Annotated in this window: 10 protein-coding genes; 7 read left to right on the top strand and 3 right to left on the bottom strand. The window is 73.9% G+C overall.

Features of this window, described 5'->3' with window-relative positions:
- Window positions 1-11 precede the first annotated feature (11 nt).
- The 6 genes from HNR61_RS50215 (at window position 12) to HNR61_RS35565 (ending at window position 13925) form a co-directional block, all read left to right on the top strand.
- Window positions 12-10640, top strand: a complete 10629-nt coding sequence (locus HNR61_RS50215) for a DUF8616 domain-containing protein (RefSeq protein WP_182847543.1) — start codon at window positions 12-14, stop codon at window positions 10638-10640.
- Between the two features lie 9 nt (window positions 10641-10649).
- A complete protein-coding gene (locus HNR61_RS35585; RefSeq protein WP_182847542.1) occupies window positions 10650-11132 on the top strand; it encodes a DUF6301 family protein in 483 nt (160 codons plus the stop codon).
- Window positions 11132-11587, top strand: coding sequence for a TY-Chap domain-containing protein (locus HNR61_RS35580; protein ID WP_182847541.1), 456 nt, complete (start codon window positions 11132-11134; stop codon window positions 11585-11587). Before HNR61_RS35585 ends, HNR61_RS35580 begins: the two co-directional genes overlap by 1 nt.
- A gap of 230 nt (window positions 11588-11817) precedes the next feature.
- On the top strand, window positions 11818-12225 hold the full coding sequence (locus HNR61_RS35575) for a hypothetical protein (protein ID WP_182847540.1): 408 nt from the start codon (window positions 11818-11820) through the stop codon (window positions 12223-12225).
- A gap of 9 nt (window positions 12226-12234) precedes the next feature.
- Window positions 12235-13500: a hypothetical protein gene (locus HNR61_RS35570; protein WP_182847539.1), complete on the top strand. Its 1266-nt coding sequence runs from the start codon at window positions 12235-12237 to the stop codon at window positions 13498-13500.
- An 11-nt stretch (window positions 13501-13511) separates the two neighbouring features.
- Entirely contained in the window at window positions 13512-13925 is a 414-nt protein-coding gene (locus tag HNR61_RS35565; RefSeq protein WP_182847538.1) for a hypothetical protein, read from the top strand.
- Window positions 13926-13978: 53 nt separating this feature from the next.
- Here HNR61_RS35565 and HNR61_RS35560 read toward each other — a convergent pair whose 3' ends face one another.
- The 3 genes from HNR61_RS35560 to HNR61_RS48585 all read right to left on the bottom strand — a co-directional run bounded on the left by HNR61_RS35560 (window position 13979) and on the right by HNR61_RS48585 (window position 16612).
- Window positions 13979-14836 carry an immunity 49 family protein gene (locus HNR61_RS35560; RefSeq protein ID WP_182847537.1) on the bottom strand — a complete coding sequence of 286 codons (858 nt, stop codon included), beginning with the start codon at window positions 14834-14836 and terminating at the stop codon, window positions 13979-13981.
- Between the two features lie 238 nt (window positions 14837-15074).
- Window positions 15075-15521, bottom strand: a complete 447-nt coding sequence (locus HNR61_RS35555; protein ID WP_182847536.1) for a hypothetical protein — start codon at window positions 15519-15521, stop codon at window positions 15075-15077.
- On the bottom strand, window positions 15518-16612 hold the full coding sequence (locus tag HNR61_RS48585) for a MinD/ParA family ATP-binding protein (protein WP_246444495.1): 1095 nt from the start codon (window positions 16610-16612) through the stop codon (window positions 15518-15520). Before HNR61_RS48585 ends, HNR61_RS35555 begins: the two co-directional genes overlap by 4 nt.
- Before the next feature lie 1060 nt (window positions 16613-17672).
- Between HNR61_RS48585 and HNR61_RS35545 the strand changes: the two genes are divergently transcribed.
- Entirely contained in the window at window positions 17673-18449 is a 777-nt protein-coding gene (locus tag HNR61_RS35545; protein ID WP_182847535.1) for a hypothetical protein, read from the top strand.
- Window positions 18450-18477 lie beyond the last annotated feature (28 nt).

Below are 18477 nucleotides of genomic sequence, written 5' to 3'. Positions count from 1 at the left end.
TGATGTGATCAGTGGGTCTTGAGATCCCCGACTCGGTCAAGTGGCTGTCCTGGATCGTCGGGTCGGACTGGCCCGAGGGCGACGAGACCGCCATGCGCCGCGCCGCGCAGGCCTGGTACGACGCCGGCGTCGAGCTCGACGAGCTGATCGAGGAGCTGCGCCGGACCACCGACGAGGTCCTCAGCGTCCTGGAGGGCGCGGGCGCCGACGAGTTCCGCTGGTACTTCGAGCAGTGGCTGAGCGTCGACCCCCAGCACCTTCCCAACCTGCGGAAGGGCTGCGACAGCTACGGCAGGATGCTCGACCAGGGCGCGCTCGACATCGAGTACGCCAAGTACATGTTCATCGCCACGCTGATCATCACGGCGATTGAGATCATCTGGCTGATCGCCAACGCCATCCACACGTTCGGCGGTTCGCTGGCGGGCATTCCGATCGTCCAGGCGCTGGCCCAGCTCTCCGCCCGCCTCATCGGCCGGGCGCTGCTGCGCGCCATCGCGATGGGCGTGGCGATGGGCATCGCCGAGGGCCTCGGCCTGGACCTGCTCATCCAGGCCATCCAGGCGATCAAGGGCGACCGGACCGAGTGGGACAGCAAGAAGACCCGGGGCGCGGTGATCGACGGCGCGATCGGCGGCGCGCTGTCGGGCGGTCTCGGGCACGGCTTCGGCAAGATCCCCGGCCTGAGCGGCCCCGGCGGTTCCGCGCTGGGCGGCTTCGCCAAGGGCGCCGTCCGCGAGGGCGCCTCCGAGGCCCTGGCCGGCGTGGGCAGCACCGTCATCTCGGCCGGGATGAACGGCGAGGACCTGAGCTGGAAGGACATCGCCAAGGGCGCCACCTCCGGCGCCGCCGGCGGCGCGGTCGGCGGCGGCACCGACGGCATCAAGGGCTACCGGGCCTCCACCGCGGGCGGCGACGGCGGCGGACCGGGCGACGGCAACGGCTCCAACGGCGGCGACAACTCCGGCGACAACAGCTCGAACAACGGCTCCGGCAACAACTCGGGGCCCAACGACAGTTCGAGATCCGGGAACGGTTCGGGATCCGGAGACAGCTCAGGGTCCGGCAACAACTCAGGGTCCGGCAACAGCTCAGGAACCGGGAACGGCCCTTCCGGCGGAGACTCCACCAGCGGCTCCCAGACCTCCAACCACGGAGGCGACGGATCCAGCAGCGGCTCCAACGGCTCGCAGAACAGCAGCGGCGGCTCTGGCGACGGATCCACCAACACTTCGAGCAACGGTTCGTCCACCAACACTTCGAGCAACAGTCCCGACAGCGGTCCCGGCAACGGCTCGAACACGAACACCAGCTCTCCCCAGACCTCCTCCAACGACGGTTCGGGCAACACGCCCGGCAACAGCGGCGGCGACAACAGCGGCACCGGCAAGGGGGACGGAGGCAACTCGCACAACCCGGGCGACACCAACCGCATCTCCAACCTGCTCGGCAACGGCGGCAACGATGGCGCCGCCCCCTCCCTGGCGAGCACGAACAACGGCGACGGCGCCTCCCACAGCCCCGCCTCCCACACCCCCGCGCCCAGCACCCCCGCACCGGCCCCCGCGAGCGTCCCCTCCCCGGGCGACGGCGGATCCCCCAACTCGCCGTCGAACTCCTCCTCGTCCTCGAACCAGCAGGCCTCCAACCTGTCGTCCGCACCGAGCACCACTCCGTCCGGACCGGCCACCACCCCCAGCAGCACCCCCGTCGGCGGCGCCCCGGCGAGCACCCCGCCCTCGAACGCGCCCTCCAGCGGCACTTCCTCGCCCGGCCCCGTTCCCGCCGGTGTCCCCTCCGGCCCGGCCCCGCGTGGCGGCGGAAACCGTCCTTCCGGCGGCGCCCCCCGCACCAACACCGAAGCGCCCTCGCGCCCGGAGACGACGCGTTCCCCCGTCGACAAGGCTCCCCCCGGGGAACACCGGCCCCGGGCCGACAAGCAGGACGCGCCCTCGGACACCCGGCCGCGCGAACGCTCCGGCTCCGACAACGCCCCGGACCGGCGCTCCCCCGCCAACGAGCAGCCGTCCCCGCCCCAGAAGGCACCGGAGCGCTTCCCGACCGACAAGCAGGACGCGCCCTCGGACAGCGGGCCACGCGAACGTTCGGGCTCCGAGAAGGTCCCGGTCGGCGCCTCCTCCGGGGCGGCCCCGCGCGGAGAGGCCGACGACGCCCCCACGCGTTCCGAGCCCGACCCCACCGACAACGGCGCCGACGACTCCTCGCCGGTCCCGGAGGGCCTGCCGGAGAATCTGCGCGACGTCTGGCGCAACAGCGAAGAGACCCCCGCCGGGCGCTCCCTGCACACCGATCCCCAGATGCGGGACCTGGCCCGGCGCGTCCCCGCCGACCCGAACCGCTACGTCCTCGACGGCCACGGCAACCCCGACGGCATGCGCTCCGGCGGCCGCCACCTGACCGTGGACGAGGTCGCCGACCTGATCCGCAACGACCCGAACTGGAACGGCCGCGAGGTCATGCTGATCTCCTGCCGTACCGGGGACGGCGACTTCGCCCGGCAGCTCGCCCAGCGCCTGGGCGTCCCCGTCACCGCCCCGCACGGCAAGGCCTGGACCGACGACAACGGCAGCGTCTACTCCTCGTCCACCACGACCGACGCCGGCAACAGCCCGCAGCCCACCTGGCCCCCGGACGGCGGCTGGACCACCCACCGCCCCGACGGCACGAGAACGCCGTCCGGCCGCGACGGCTTCGCCCCCGGCCACCCCCGCCCGGACGCCCCGAACACCGACGGCGACGGCGGGCGGAGGGCGGACGACCCCGCCTCGAACGACCGAACACCGTCCCGCAACGGCGACTCCACACCGGGCCGGGAGGAGAACGCCCCTCCCCGCCGCGACGACACCCCCTCCCCGCAGGACGACGACCGCCGGCAGCCGGACTCCCCGGACCGCGCCCCTGAGAACGGGAACCCGCGCGAACGGGCCGACGAGGACGCCGACGGCCAGACGGGGAAGCCGAAGGACAGCCCCGAGCTGACCGCGAAGAAGCAGGAACAGCTCAGAACGCAGACCCTCGGCGACGTCAACGACCCGACGAGCGCCGACCCGACCACCCCGCTCTCGGAGCACTACCACCTGAACGACGGGTCGGCACACCGCAACAACGTCAACGACGGTCACCCGCATCTGCAGTGGAACAAGGACACGGGCCGCTGGGAACCGGCCACCAACCGGCCGCTCGTCATCGCCGACCACATCAAGCCGAAACTGCCCAAGGTCCGTTCCGACGACGCGCAACGCCAGCAGCACGAGCGGCTCATGGAGAGGCGCCGGGACGCCATCAACGAGGTCGCCAGGGCGGAGAAGGAGTACACCGGCGACCCGACGCCCGAGAACAAGAAGGTGCGGACCGACGCGTTCACCGCGCAGCGGAACCTCGGTGAGCGGCTGGGCGAGCGCGCCGCCGACCAGGCGTTCGACGACCTGATCAGGGACCGGTTCGGGGACGGGAACCCGGAGATCGAGCGCCTGTACCCGTTCAACGATCCGTTCGACGTCCCCGACGAGCACGTCGGGACCCAGTCGGAGAGCCCCGGCCGCGGCGAGTACGACCGCGTCTACAAGGTGACGGTCGACGGGCACACGCACTACTTCGTCGTCGAGGCCAAGGGCCCGACCGCCCCCCTGGGCAAGCGCGAGATCGACGACGTCGACTACCAGCAGGGCCACCCCAAGTACTTCCGCGACATCCTGAAGGTGATGATCGAGAAGGGCGGCGAGGACAAGAAGGTCGCCCTTGAGATCCTCAACGCCCTGAACGGGAGAACACCGGACTCCTCCGTCGAGTACCACGTCGTCCGGGCGCTGATCGACGACGGCACGACCGGCCAGGGCCGGATCGCCGCCGGGGAGAAGGAGGACCCCGGCGATCCCCATTCGAAGCACAAGCACATCGGGACCAGGGAGAACCCCGTCTACGGTGGCTACGACCGCCAGCAGTTCGACCTGGACAGCCGGCGCGACTACGACCGCGCGGCGAAACGGTTCGTCGACGGCACCGAGAACCCGTCGCCCGACCCCCGGTCGCGTTCGGCGGACGACACCCCCTCCCGCCCGCCCCAGGAGCCCCCGTCCGGCGCGATGGCGCGCGGCACGGACGACGACGCGCCCCCGCCGCGGGACGACCGGAGCCCCGACCAGCGCGCCCGCGACGCCGAGGAGAGGATCGCCCGCGACGCGGTCACCTTCCCCGATCGCGACTCCGCCTACGACTACGGCGCGCGGCACTGGAACGAGTCCGCGGAGAACCTGCCGCAGGACCAGAAGGACGCGGTCCGGAACTACACCGACGAGCCGCCCGCCGACCATCCCACCTACAAGGAGATCAACGGCGCGCTGCGCGACGGCACCACGCCGTCCCCCGAGGTCCAACGGCACATCGACGCGCTCGACCGCGCGCTGAACGCCCACCCCACGCCCGAGCCCATCGTCGTCACCCGTGGCACCAGCCTGAGCTACCTGAACATGCCGCCCGAGTCGATGGTGGGCCACACGTTCCAGGACCCGGGCTTCCTGTCCACCTCCCTCGGACCGCCCGCCGGCGCCGCCGCCTTCAAGAACGCGGTCATCCACATGCGCGTCCCCGAAGGCACCCCGGCCCTGTGGGTCGAGAAGCTCTCCGAGATGGGCGCGGGCGAACGGGAGCTGATCCTGCCGCGCGGCCTGAAGTTCCGCGTCGACGAGGTCGTCCGGATCGACGGCAAGTGGCAGGTCTACGCCAGCGTCGTCCCGGCGGACACCCCGGTCACGGCCTCCACCGACCGCGCTCCCGCGACGGCCCCCGCCCCGACGCCCACACCGCCGACCCCGAACCCGCCCTTCGCCGCGCCTCCGGCGACCGGCCCCTCCTCGCCGCCCACCCCGTGGACCGCCCCGACCCCCAGCCCGGCGCCCCACCCCGCGACCGCCGACGCGACCCCGACCCCCGTACCGCCCGCGACCCCCTCGTGGGCGAACCCGGCACCCGCCACCCCGCCGAACCTGAACACCCCCTTCGCCACACCCCCGACGTCCGGCGCGACGCCGAGTTCCACGCCACCCGCGACCCCGCCGTGGGCACCCGCCGCACCCCCCGCTCCGGCCCCGAACGGCACCCCACCGAATCCGCCGGCCCCGAACACGCCTTTCGCCACCCCTCCGGCAACCGGCCCCTCCTCGCCACCCACCCCGTGGACCGCCCCGACCCCCAGCGGAACACCACACACGATCCCGACGTCGGGCCCCACGCCACCCGCGACCCCCTCATGGGCGGCCCCAGCACCCCCCACCCCGCCGAACGACACCCCGCCGTCCGGTCCAGCCACACCGCCGACTCCGAACACACCCTCCGCCGCACCTCCGGCGTCCGGACCCTCGCCGGTATCCAGCGCAACGCCGGGCTCCACGCCGCCAGCCGCATCCCCGAACGGCACCCCGCCGTCCAGCCCGACCACGCCGCCAACTCCGACTCCGAACACGCCCTTCGCCACACCCCCGGCGCCCGGCGCGACGCCGGGCCCCACACCGCCCGCGACCCCGCCGTGGGCTACGCCGACGACCACCGCGCCGCCGGTCGCGCCCCCGAACACGCCCTCCGCCACGCCTCCGGCATCCGGAACGACGCCGGACCCCACGCCACCCGCGACCCCCTCATGGGCGACTCCGGCGCCCACCACCCCGCCGAACGACACCCCACCGTCCGGCCCGGCCGCGCCCAACCCGAGCTCGACCGCGCCCCCAGCGCCCACCCCGCCGAGGTCCAACGACCCCGCGTCCGGTCCCAACCCGAACGCGCCCTTCGCCACGCCTCCGTGGGCCGGACCGGTCCCCGGCGGAACGCCGCGGACAGCTTCGACGCCGGGCGCTCCCCCGGCCTCCGGCGCGCCGTCGCCCCCCCGCCCCCACGCGCCGACCCCGTCCACACCGGCCGCCTCACCGTGGGGCGCACCCCCTGCCAGGCCCAACGCCCCGGCGTCCGCATCCAACCCGTCCGCGCCGCACCCCGGCACGGCACCCCGCCCGAACAACAACGGCACCCCCGCCGGAACACCGCCACGGTCCACCCCGCCCGTGACCCCGGCGGCCTCGCCCGCCGCGCCGTCCGGCCCCGTCACGCGGCCCACACCGCCCGGCGCGCCACCGTGGGCCACGTCCCCTGCCAGGCCCAACGGACCGGCCTCCACGCCGAACCCCACCCCGAACGGCCCCGGCACGACCCCCGCCGCGGGCCGGAACCCCAACGCGCCCGTCGACCCACGCATCGCGTTCAGCCGTCCCGCCGACAGCGGGCCGGCACCCGCGACGCGCCCGAACACGAATCCGGCCCCGGCGCCCCACCCCGCCGGGACGCCGCCGCGTACGTCCACGCCCGGCCCCAACGGGCCCGTGTTCCCGCATATCCGGTTCAACAACCCCGCCGCGCCGGGAACACCGCCTCACGCGGGGCCCAACCGCCCGGCCCCCGCGCCGCACCCGTCCACGCCGCACAACGGCGGCAACCCGTCCGGCACGCCGCCGCGCACCCCGTCCAGCGCCGGCGGACCGGCCCGGCCGCACTCCTCCACATCTCCGGGCGGTCCGCCCCGGAACGCCGCGCCGGCACCGCACGGCCCCGTTCCGCGGAACCTCCCCCCGCACCTGCACGACGCCTGGCGCGGCAGCACCCCGACCCCGGCGGGCCGCAGCTTCCACTCCCCGCACGACGCCGACATCGCCGGCCGCGCGCACCGCGTCGCGCCGTCCCCCGGCAGCTACGTCGTCGACGGACGCGGCGCGGCCCCGGACGGCATCACGTTCAACGGCCGCCGCCTCAACGCGGAGGAGATCGCCGCCCTCATCCGCAGCGACCCCAACGCCGCGGGCCGCCAGGTCGTCCTGCTGAGCCAGCAGCCGAACGGCTCCCCGTTCGCGCGGGAACTCGCCCAGCGCCTCGGCACCCGCGTGGTGACGCCCAACGGCCCCATCGCCGTGGACCCGAACGGCGGGGTGATCTCCCCGAGCTGGTCCATCCACGAGCCACCCGCCGACCGGCGCCCGCCACGCGTTCCTTCCGTGAACCCGCTGGCGGTCCCGCCGGGCGGGCACGACCCGTCCCACCGTCCCGGCGAGGTCGGCCCCGACGGCGTCCGGCGCTTCGCCACCGACCTCGACGGCTCCCACTACGGCGAGACCCACCTCTCCGAGACCTACCGCAACCTGCCGCCCGAGCAGCAGCAGGCCGTGTACCAGTACACGGTGCGGTCGGAGCCGAACCGGTTCCTGCGGCCGGGCGGTGACTACGGGGCGTTCATCAACGGCCTGATCGCCCAGCGCAACCAGTTGCACGCGCTGATCTACGCCAACAACGGGAGGGTCCCGACCGCCGGGGACCTGTACCGGATCTCCCAGGCGCCGACCGTCCATCCCGACGTGCGCAGGCTCGCGTTCGACTTCTACCGGTCCGGCAGCGCGGACGCCCACCTCGGGCGTCTGCAGACCGCCTCCGCCGAGCTCGACCACCAGATCCGCTACTTCGGCGAGCCTCCCGTGGAGGCGTTCCAGCGCAGGATCGCCGAGCTCGACCGCGCGCTGAGCCACCCGCTCCCCGAGTCCGTCCAGGTCGAACGCGGCCTGCACGACCTGAGCTTCCTCGTCGGAGCCGACGGCCACCCGCTGGGCTCCCGGCTGGACCCGTCGCTGCTGGTCGGCACGGTGCAGACGGAACACGCGCCGATGTCGACCTCGCTCGGCTCGACTCCCGCCGAGGTCGACCAGACCCCGTTCCCCCACCGTCTCCACATCCGGGTCCCCGAAGGCTTCCCCGGTCTGTGGATGGGGTCGCAGAGCGCCTACTCCGACCAGCGTGAGCTGATCCTGCCCCGAGGCGTGCAGTACCGGATCGACGCGGTCCAGCCCAACGGCTACGTGGACGCGTACGGCAGGCCCGCCTACACGATCTGGGCAAGCGTGATCCCGGCCCCGACCCCGCCCCTCCCCGGCTACGGCCCCGTACCCCCGACCTCCACACCACCGACCGGACCGCCCCCGGCGCACAGCGGACCGCCCCCGGCGCACGGCGGACCGCCCCCGGCGCACGCTGGACCGTCCCCGGCGCACAGCGGGTCGCCCTCACCACACAGCGGACCGCACTCGGCACATGCCGGGCCACCCCCGGCACACACTGAATCGCCCTCGCCGCACACCGGACCGCCCTCCTCGCATGGCGGACCGTCCTCGGCGCATGGCGGGTCGCCCCCGGCGCACGCCGAACCGCCCTCAGCACACAGCGGGCCGCATTCGGCACATGCCGGGCCACCCTCGGCACACATTGGATCGCCCTCGCCGCACGGCGGGCCGCCCTCGTCACACGCCGGACCGTCCCTGCCGCACACCGGATCGCCCCCGGCACACACCGGGCCGCCCTCCTCACACGCCGGATCGCCCCCAGCGCATGGCGGACCGCCCTCAGCACACAGCGGGCCGCACTCGGCACATGCCGGATCACCTCCGGCACACACCGGACCGCCCTCCTCACACGCCGGGCCGCCCTCGGCACACAGTGGGTCGCCCGCGTCGCATACCGGGTCGCCCCCAGCGCACGCCGGGCCGCCCCCGGCGCACACCGGGCCACCCCCGGCGCACGGTGGGTCGCCTTCACCACATGTCGGGCCGTCCTTGTCGCACGTTGCGTCACCCGGGGCGCACGACGCATCGCCTTCCCCGCATGGTGGGCCGTCCTCGTCGCACGCCGGGCCTCCCGCGTCGCACGGCTGGCCACCCTCAACGCACGGTGGTCCTCCCTCACCGGCCGCGCATCGTGCCGCCCCGACCCCAGGGCCGGGTCCTTCCCCGCACGCGGATCCGTCCCCTCGGCCGCCGTCCGCGGAGACGCCCTCACCCGCCCACGGGCCCTCGCGTCCCCACAGCGGCGCGGACACCGCCCACGGCCCGTCCGGCACGCGTGCTCCCGCCGACGGGCACGCCGACCCGTTCCACCGGGAGGAGTCCGACACCGGCGACTCGCGGTCGGTCCCGGAGGGGCTGCCCGAGAGCCTGCGCGACGTCTGGCGCAACAGCGACGAGACCCCCGCCGGGCGCTCCCTGCACGACGATCCCCAGATGCGGGACCTGGCCCGGCGCGTCCCCGCCGACCCGAACCGCTACATCCTCGACGGCCACGGCGATCCCGACAGCGTGAACGCGGGTGGCCGCCGCCTCGGCGTGGACGAGGTCGCCGACCTCATCCGCAATGACCCGAACTGGAACGGCCGCGAGGTCATGCTGCTCTCCTGCCACACGGGAGACGGCGACTTCGCCCGGCGCCTCGCCCAGCGCCTCGGCGTCCCCGTCACCGCCCCGCAGGGCAGGGCCTGGTCCGACACCGACGGCAACGTCTACGCGTCGTCCGAGACCCGCGGCCCCGACAACCGCCCGCGCCCGACCTGGCCCCCGGACGGCGGCTGGACCACCCACCGCCCCGACGGCACGAGAACGCCGTCCGGCCGCGACGGCTTCGCCCCCGGCCACCCTCGCCAGGACCTCCCGAAAGGCCCGCCCCTCGACGGCCGTTCCCGTGGCGCCTCCACCGACCCTCCCCCGGGCAACGGCAGCGGGTCATCGAACGCCCAGCCCGGAAGAAGCGACTCCTACATCGCCGACGACGGCAATGTTCGCCCGGTCCCGGAGGGCCACTACCGCCTCGCGAGTGATCCCCAGCCGTACATCCGGGACCTGGGGAGCCACCGGCTCCACCACCCCGAGGACGAGCCCGGCACCTACCGGACGGAGAAGTCGTACAGGCTGAAGCGCGGCGCGCGCTTCATCGACGATCCCCTGGCCGACCGGAGCAAGGACGTCACCTACGAGGAGAGGCGGACCAGGAAGGTCCCGTTCGCCCTGTCCTCCTCCGCCCGCGGGGAGATGGACGCCCTCGTGGAACGCCGGTCAGAGATCGACGCGTCCCGCCAGGAGGACAACAAGGAGCTCAAGCGGCTCGTCGCGAGATTCGGCATCAGGAAAGAGGATGTCAACAGCGACGAGAAGCTGGCCGAGAAGCGGGAAGAGATCCTCGCGGAAATGGAGAGCGGGGACCTCTCCCCGGAGGAGAGGCGCGGGGTCCGAGACGACCTGCGCAGCCTGTACGAGGTCGCCAGGAGATACAACGCGGCCGGCAGCGCCATGTCCCGGATCAGCGAGCAGATGGGCATGGTGGCGGCCAAGGACTTCCTGGACGGCAGGTACGGGGTGACCCTTCTCACTCCGCAGAGCCTCGCTCCGGGCAAACCGACCACCGCCGATGTCACGGCCGTGGCCTTCGAACGCGGGAGGGACGGGGAGACCGCCGTCCTCTACACCGTCGAGGCCAAGGGCGTGGGCTCCCAACTGGGAAGCAGGCTGGTGGAGGACATGAAACGGGCCGCGCAGGGAGCTCCCGAGTACAGCCGCTTCATCCTCAAGCGCGATATCGACCTCAAGGCGGCCCTGGACGCCCGGCCGGAACTCCAGAAAAGGCTCAAGGAAGAACTGGAGAAAGAGAATCTTCGGGTCCGCAGTTACTACGTTCATGTCAACGACCAGGGCGAAGTCAATTGGGCCAGATTCCATCTCGACCGGGACGGGACCCCGATCCGCTTTACGGAGATCGCGGGAATCAACGTGTAGGATGACGGCATGACCAGGCGGGTTCTCGACGACCAGGAAATCCTTGATCTGTTGGCCGGGCTCCGCGCCCTGGAGTGGCCACTGCCAATGGACAGCGCCACGGAACTGCCGGGCCGTTTCGAATGGACCGTGGAATACCAGAGCGAAACGGTCGTCGAACTGGACACCGGCCTCGGCCCGGGTTCGGGGCTCATCGACGCCGACGGGAACGGCGTCGTCGACGCCCTCAGGTTGTCGGTGACATCGCGTGTCGACCGGAACTCGGAGCCCGATCGCGCGTGGCTTCGCGACCGCTTCGCGCACGTTCTCGGGGTGATGACGCGGGCCCTCGGCGAACCGACCCTGAAACGCCCGGGTTCCTCTCCCCAGGTGCGCTGGCGCGGCGGGGAGTACACGATCGGGCTCACCCGGACCACGGTCAACCTCAAGCTGTTCATGGCGCGCAACGACTACCTGGACGAGGACGACCGTCGGGGAGAGGGCGGGCACTGATGGACTGGGCGCATCTCTCCGCCGCCCTGGCGGAGGAACTCGCCGACCTTCCCGCCGGGGCGCTGGTGGTCGTCTACGAGGCCGGCAAGGAGACCGGGCGCTTCCGGTTCGCCCAGTTCGCCCAGGACGAGGACCGGCTGAGCGCCGAGATCGTCACCAACGGGTTCCTGGTCCCGGAGGTGCGGGCGACCCCCGACGGCGAGGAGCTGATCAGGCGGGCCGGGTGGCGCGCGCCGGAGGTCCGGGAGGGGCACGACATCTGGTGGTACTCGCTTCCGTGGCCCTCGCCGCCGGACCGGTACCGGGAGCTGGCGGAGATGGTCGTGACCGCGCTCCGGGACGGCTACGGGGCGAGCGGACAGAGCCCCTGGGCCTACGACGCCTGGAACGAACGGCAGGGGAACTCCCCCCTCGAACTCCCTCGCCTGCGGCTACCGCGCGGCAACCGCCCCTGACGCCCCTACGTCCCCAGCCACGGGCGAGCGGCTTCCCCGCGTTCAGCCGTGCGACGCCGGGACGGCCCGCGGGGAGCCGTCCGGGGACGTCCCGTCCGACCGGCTCCGCGAGCGCGCCGGGCTCGGCCGTCGTGGGGACCGGCCACCGGCGATACCTCAATAACCTGGTCAATCACGGGGTCGGGCCGCCACTAGACTCCCGCGAGGCGAGAGAAGGAGAGAAATCCGTCATGACACAGTCTCCCTCCGGCGACGGCAGCGGCCTGCGCATGGCCCGGCTGTTCGACGCGGTGGACCCCGACGGGTCTCCCGCCGTGCAGCGGCCGCGGGTGCCCGAGGAGTTCCGGGAGGCGGTCCTGCGCTACCTGGACGAGGCGCCGATCGTGCTGGCCGCCCGCAGCTACGACGAGGACGTCCTCGACCCCGAGCGCGCCCCCCGCGTGCCGCTGACCTTCCACACCGACGGCGCCTGGATCTGGCCCGGCGCGGTCTCCTACTACCTGTCCGCGCACGGCGTCCCGCCCGAACCCGAGCTGGTCAACCACATCGGCCGCAACGCCTTCCGGCTCCCGGAGGTCGGCGAGGACGCGCGCCGGGCCGCCGTCGCCGCCATCACCTCCTCACCCGACTTCTCCTGAGGCCCGTGCATGAACCAGACCCCGCCTCCCCCACCCCCGTCCGGTGGCGTGCCGCCGCTCCCCGACGACGGCGGTGAGGAGTTCGCGCCGCCCTTCCCGCCGCCCGGCGACGAGGGTGGGGAGGAGGGCGGGCGCCGGCCGTCCTACGCGTACGCCACCCGCAAACCGGTCGCCTACCTGCCGGTGGTGCTGCGCGAACGGCACATCGGCTACCTGTGGGCGGGCGTGATCACCGAAGCGGCGGGTTTCGTGCGGTTCCCCGACGCGGTGGACCACGCCCTGAAGGCCCCCGAGACGTGGAGCGACCGGCTCGCCGGCTCCGCCGGACGCGGCGTCCCCGCCCTCCAGGCGATCCGGTCCTGGATCGGCGCGCCCGAGCACCCCGAGGGCGGGGCGGTCCCGGCCGACGCCGTCGAGCGGTACGCGTCGAGCACGACCGAGCTGTGGGAGTCGGTCGACCCGTCCCTGGTCGACCCGGTCCTGGACGCGATGCTGCCCCTGGACGGCGAGTTCCCCGACGGAACGCCGGTGGACCGCTCGCACGGCTGGGGCCCGCTGGAGATGCGGCTGCCGCCCGGCTACCCCGAGACCGCCGGCGACGGCCCGGTCCGCTACCTCACCGCCGTCCAGGGCGACCTGCACCTGGGATACGTGTGGGCTTCGGAGGACGCCGCGTCGTTCGTGGAGCGCGCCGACGCCGCCCTGGCCGGGCAGGTCGCCCGGGGGGCCTGGCGGCTGCGCCTGCGGGAGCTGTTCGAGCAGGGCGTCCCCCCGGCCGAGGCCCTGGAACGCTGCGCGGCCATGCCGGAGGACTCCCAGGCCGGAACGCCGCTGCCGGCCGTCGAGCAGGCGCCGAGCCTGCGCGCGCTGACCGACTGGGCCGGGCGGTACCAGCAGTCGATGCCGCTGGCCCGCCCCCCGCGCCCGGACGACCTGGAGGCATGGCGGCGTCCCCGGCTGTCGCCGGAGGAACGCGACGCGGTACTGCGCTACCTGCGCGGCGCGCCGGTCGTCTTCGACGGCGGTTTCGCCCCCGACGCGTTCGCGCCGGACCGCCCCGAACGCGTCCCGGACGTCCACCGCACCGACGGCGTCTGGATCTGGTCCGAGGCGGTCGCCCACCACCTCCAGCACCACGGCATCACCCCCGAGCCCGGGCTCCTGGAGCACATCCGCGCCAACGGCCACCGGGTCCCGCCCGCGGCCGGGGAGGCGGTCCCCTGGGCGCTCACGACGCTGACCATGCACGGCGTCCTCCGCCATCCACCCGTCTGACCAGGGAACCCATGAGCACCGAGCCACAGCCCGCCGCCCGCGCCGACGAGGACGTCCACTTCCGGCTGGCCGGCCCCGCGATCGAGTCCTACCCCTCCGACGCCGAGGGGCCGGTGGACTACCTGGAGGTCGTCTCCGACCGGCACGGCCCGCTGGGCTACCTGTGGGCCTCCTCCACCCGGGACGCCGCCGGGTTCGTCCGCCGCGCCGACGGCGGCGACCACGCGGCCAACGAGTCGGTCGCCTGGGTCCGGGACCTGCGCGCCGCCCGCGCCCGGGGCGTCCCCGCCGGGGAGCTGCTGGACTTCTTCGCCCGCACCCCCCTGCCGCTGGACCCCGACGCCTCGCACTACGGCCGCGTGGTCCCGGGCCCCCGCTCCACCGCCTCCACCCTGAGCGTCCTCCGCTCCATCGCCGCCTCCTGAACGGCGACGGCCTCACCGCGTGCGCGGTGAGGCCGTCGGGCGCGGTCCGCGCCTCAGGTGGGGAACTCGCCCACCCATTCGCCCCTCACCAGGTGCCCGGGCAGATACTCCGACTCCACCTCGACCGGAATCCCCAGGTCCGTCGCCAGGCAGGCGAGCGCCAGCAGCGGCAACGCCACGAACCCCTCGGGGGACCGGCGCCGTTCGGCGTCCCGCGTCCAGTGCTCGCGGTGCCACTCCAGCCCCTCGAACAGGGCGTCGTTGAACGCCGCGCCGTCCTCGGCGATCACCGCCTCGAACACCCGCATCGCCGGGAAGGCGATCAGGTTCGCCCGATCCCGCCCGCCCTGCGGGTCGATCGCCTCCACGGCCGCGTACAGGTGCTCCTGGCAGTCCTCCCGGCCGCGCCACAACGCCTGCAACGCCTGGATCCACGGGTACAGGTACGGCGCCGCGCTCCCGCCCGCGGCCGAGTCCCGCAGGAAGTCCGGCGACACCGAGTTCAGGAAGTCGAGGCGTTCCTTCTCCCGGCACACCAGCGCCAGGTAGCACGCGTTCAGCCACTCGCCGCCGGTCGTCCAGAAGCTCGGCCCCTCCGACCGCACCGGCAGCGTCTCGGTGCCGAAGCGGCACTCCACGACCGTGCCCGCGGGCCGGGTCGCCGCCCGGAACGCCGCCGTCCCGGCCTGCATGGCCAGCACCGTGCTCCGCCACGTCTCCGCCAGGGCCGCCGGGGCGTCCCCGGCCAGCCGGTACCCCCACACCGAGCGGGTGAGGTACTGGGCCTCGTTCATCTGCGCGGGGGCCTTGTCCAGATCGATCAGCGCCCAGTTCACGACCGTGTCGTGGAGTTCCTCGGCCTGCCGGGCGGCGAACTCCGCGTCGATCTCGTGCCGCTGAACCGTCCGCACCGTTCTCTCCTCCGACTCACAGCCAATGGGCGTTCCGCGCCGCGTGGACCGCGGAGTCCGCTGTCGGCGGGTGACCCCAGGTGGACGGGCAACAACCTATCGGCGACGGACCGGTGCGACGGACAGGGCCCGTCCCGCACTCCCCCGGGACGGGCCCTTTCTCCATATCCGACCCCGCGCGCCCTTTACCCGGGACAGGCCTTCTCATTCCTGACGAGACGCACATCACATCGGGCGTTCAGCCGCCGATGACGCCGCCGGGGAACCCGGAGGGTTCGGCCTCCGGTTCGGCCGTCTCGGCGGCCTTCCAACTCAGTGCCGGGACGTCGGGCGCGCCGTCGGGGTAGAACGTGCCGCCCGTCCAGTGCGCGAGCGCCTCGGCGAAGCGGCGCGCCACCCGTTCGGCGTCGGGCAGGTCGGCGATGGCGCGGACGTCCACCCACCACACCGGGACGGCGACCCGCGCCGCGAACTCCGGGCCCAGCAGCCGCCCGATCTCGCTCTGCACCGACACCTGCACCGGCGGCTCGATCGCCACCAGCAGCCGCCCCTGCGCGTCGTACAGCAGCGACGGACCGGGCTCGCCTCCGCGCAGCCCGAGCTGCTCGCCCATCGCGATCAGTCCGTCGGCGACGGCGTGCACGTCGGGGCGCCGCCGCACCAGGGCGACGAAATCACAGCTCATCGGCCCGCTCCCAGCGAACGCGCGAAGACCTCGTGGACGATCCGGATGACCGCCGTCCGGGTGGCCACCCCGATCTTGGCCATGTCCAGCGGGCCGCCGGTGCCGGCGTGCCGGTCGTAGGGCACCAGGACCACCGGCACGCCCCAGGCGGTCAGCATCTGCTGGGCCTTGTCCAGGTCCGCGCCGACCTGCGGGGCGTGCGCGACCATCGCGACGACGGTCCGCGTGATCAGCGCCTGCTGCTGGTTGGCGGCGAACCACTCCAGCGCGCCCTTGGCGCTCAGCGCCCCGTCCACGGTCGCGGGGGTGACCAGCACCAGCCCGTGCGAGTGGGTGAGGACGCCGCGGTTGACCTCGGTGAGGATGCCCGCGCCGCAGTCCACGATGACCGACGACACGTACCGGGTGACCTTGCCGAGCGCGTTCTGGAACGTGTCCAGCGCGAACTCCCCGGCGATCCGCCCGCCGCGCGTGGACGACAGCACCCACAGCCCGTCGGGGGTCCGCGACAGGAACTGCGCGGCCTCCTCGAACGACCGGGGGTTGTACTCGGCCAGGTCGAACAGCGAGCGTTCCGGCAGCACGCCCAGCCGCAGCGGAAGCGACCCCAGCTCGGCGTCGGCGTCGGCGGCCAGCACCCGGTCGCCGCGCGCCCGCGCCAGCTCGGTCGCGATCAACGCGGACATGGTCGTCTTGCCCGCGCCGCCCCGCACGCTGGCGACGGCGATCTGCCGGTACCCCGACACGGGCCGCGCCATGAGGTCGGCGAAGTCGCTCTCCAGCTTCAGGTCCGCCGACGACCCGCCGACGGCCTTGCGCACCCCGCGCCCGACCCTCCGCATCAGCGGATCGCCGTGCTGGTCCCGGCGCATGAGCTCCTGCGCGTGCACGTGCCCCTGCGGGTGCTGGGGCGCGGCCTGCTGCGACTGCTGGTGCGCGGCCTGCTCGGCACCGGCCCCGTCGTCCTCCGTGCCGATGATCGTCCCGAACGCGAGCGACGCCCCGAACGCCCCCGTGGCGGGCGGATCGGCCATCGGCACGGCGAACTGCGCCCCGAAAGCGTCCCCGCCCTGCTGGGGAACGGACTCCATGCCCGGCATGGACGGAGGCGCGGGCGGCTCCGCGAACCGAGAGCCCGAAGCGTCCTGCTGCTGAGCCGCCTCGGTGCCCGGCATCGCGGGCATGGGCGGCGCGGGCGGGCCTGGAAACTGCGGGCCCGAAGCGTTGGCGTCCTGCTGGGCGGGTTCCATGCCCGGCATGGGAGGAGGCGCGGGCGGCTCCGCGAACTGAGAGCCCGAAGGCTCCTGCGCATCCGGCAACCCAGGCATGGGCGGCGGCGCGGGCGGGCCCGGGAACTGTGGCCCTGAAGCGTCCTGCTCGGGCTCCATGCCCGGCATCGGCGGCGGGGCGGGCGGTTCCGCGAAGTGTGGAGCCGGGGCGTCCTGCGGGTCCGGTATCGCGAGCATGGGCGGCGGCACCGGGGCCTGCGGGCCCGAGGCGTCCTGCGCGGCGGCCTCCGTGCCCGGCATCGGCGGCGGAGGCGGGAACTGCGGGCCGGACGTGTCCGTTCCCTGGGCGGCGGACGTGTCCGGCATCGGGGGCGCGGGGGGCGCGAACGGTCCGGACGCGTCCGGCGTCAGCGCGACGGGTTCGGGCATCGGCGGGGGCGCGGGCGGCTGCGGGCCGGAGAAGTCCGGCATCGCGGGCGGAGCCGGGGGCTCGGCATGCCGCGGTGCCTCCGGAACGGGCGCAGCCCCCGTGACTCCGGCGAACGGCGGGGGTGGAGGCGGTGGAGGCGGCGCGGCTTCCGCTCCCCATGCGCCCTGCGCCGGGGCCGCCGCCATGGTGCTGAGGGCCGCGAACCCGCGTTGGGAAACACCGAGATCACGCAGCACGCCCTGCTGCCAACCCGAGTCGGTCACCTGCCTCCCCTCTCCTCCGCCAGCCTACGAGACTCCGGGGAACTCGCGCACCGTCGGCCGCTCTCGCACCCAACCGTGACATCGAGCAAAATTCCGGTCGTTCGGCAGAACGCCGGGCGGCTCCGCCGCGTCTCACCTATCGCACACCAGTGTCATCCCTCACCGTCGTGACGCCGCTACCCTTTCCAGACCTGTCCCACAAAAGCCCCCATCACGGCCTGGAGAAGCCATGAACCCTCCTCAGTGGCCGGGCCAGAACCCGCCCCCTGGTCAGCCCGGTTTCCCGCCCCCGCCGGGGCAGCCGTATGGCCCGCCCCCCGGCCAGCCCGGTTTCCCGCCGCCGCCCCCACCGCCCAGCGGCAGCGGTCCGCTGGTCCCGTTGCTGCTCGTCGGCGCGGTGGTGGTGCTGGCGCTGGTCGCGATCGGCGCGTTCGTCGTGATCGGCGGCGACGACGGTGAGCGCCGCCGGGTGCTGCCGCCGCCGCTGACCACCCCCTCCTACAGCCCGAGCACCTCCACGACCACGATGGACTCGGTGCTCAAGCCGATCGTCAGCACGGCGGCGGGCAGCACGTTCACGCGCGCGGGAACGATCCGCACCGGCAGCTGCATCAGCCGCGCCGACTCCGACCTGGTGACGGCGCTGCGCGGCAACTCCTGCGTGGACGACATGTCGTCGGCCCTCTACACCAACTCCTCGCGCACGATCGTCGTGGTGGTGTCGGTGCTGAAGTTCACCGACTCGACCACCGCCGTCTCGGTCAACAACGCCACCAGCCGCGGCGCGAACCCCACGGTCCTGCTGCCTCCGACCGGCAGCGGCCTGCCCGCGCTGCCCCGCCAGCCGAGCGTCTGGAACCGCAGCTGGGCGCAGGGCCAGTACGTGGTCTACGCCCAGGGCTACAACGCCAACGGCACCGACCCCGGCAGCCGGACCGGCCTGGTCTTCACGACCGCGGGCGAGCTCGGCCGCGAGATCGCCAACGTGATGGTCTGGAAGGGCTGATCCCCTTCCCCTCCAGGGCCCCGGCCGT

It is taken from the genome of Actinomadura kijaniata (assembly GCF_014138665.1).
In the GTDB taxonomy this organism is placed as follows: domain Bacteria; phylum Actinomycetota; class Actinomycetes; order Streptosporangiales; family Streptosporangiaceae; genus Spirillospora; species Spirillospora kijaniata.
Note: the sequence above shows the minus strand (reverse complement) of the source record. Positions and strands in the feature narration are given on the sequence as shown.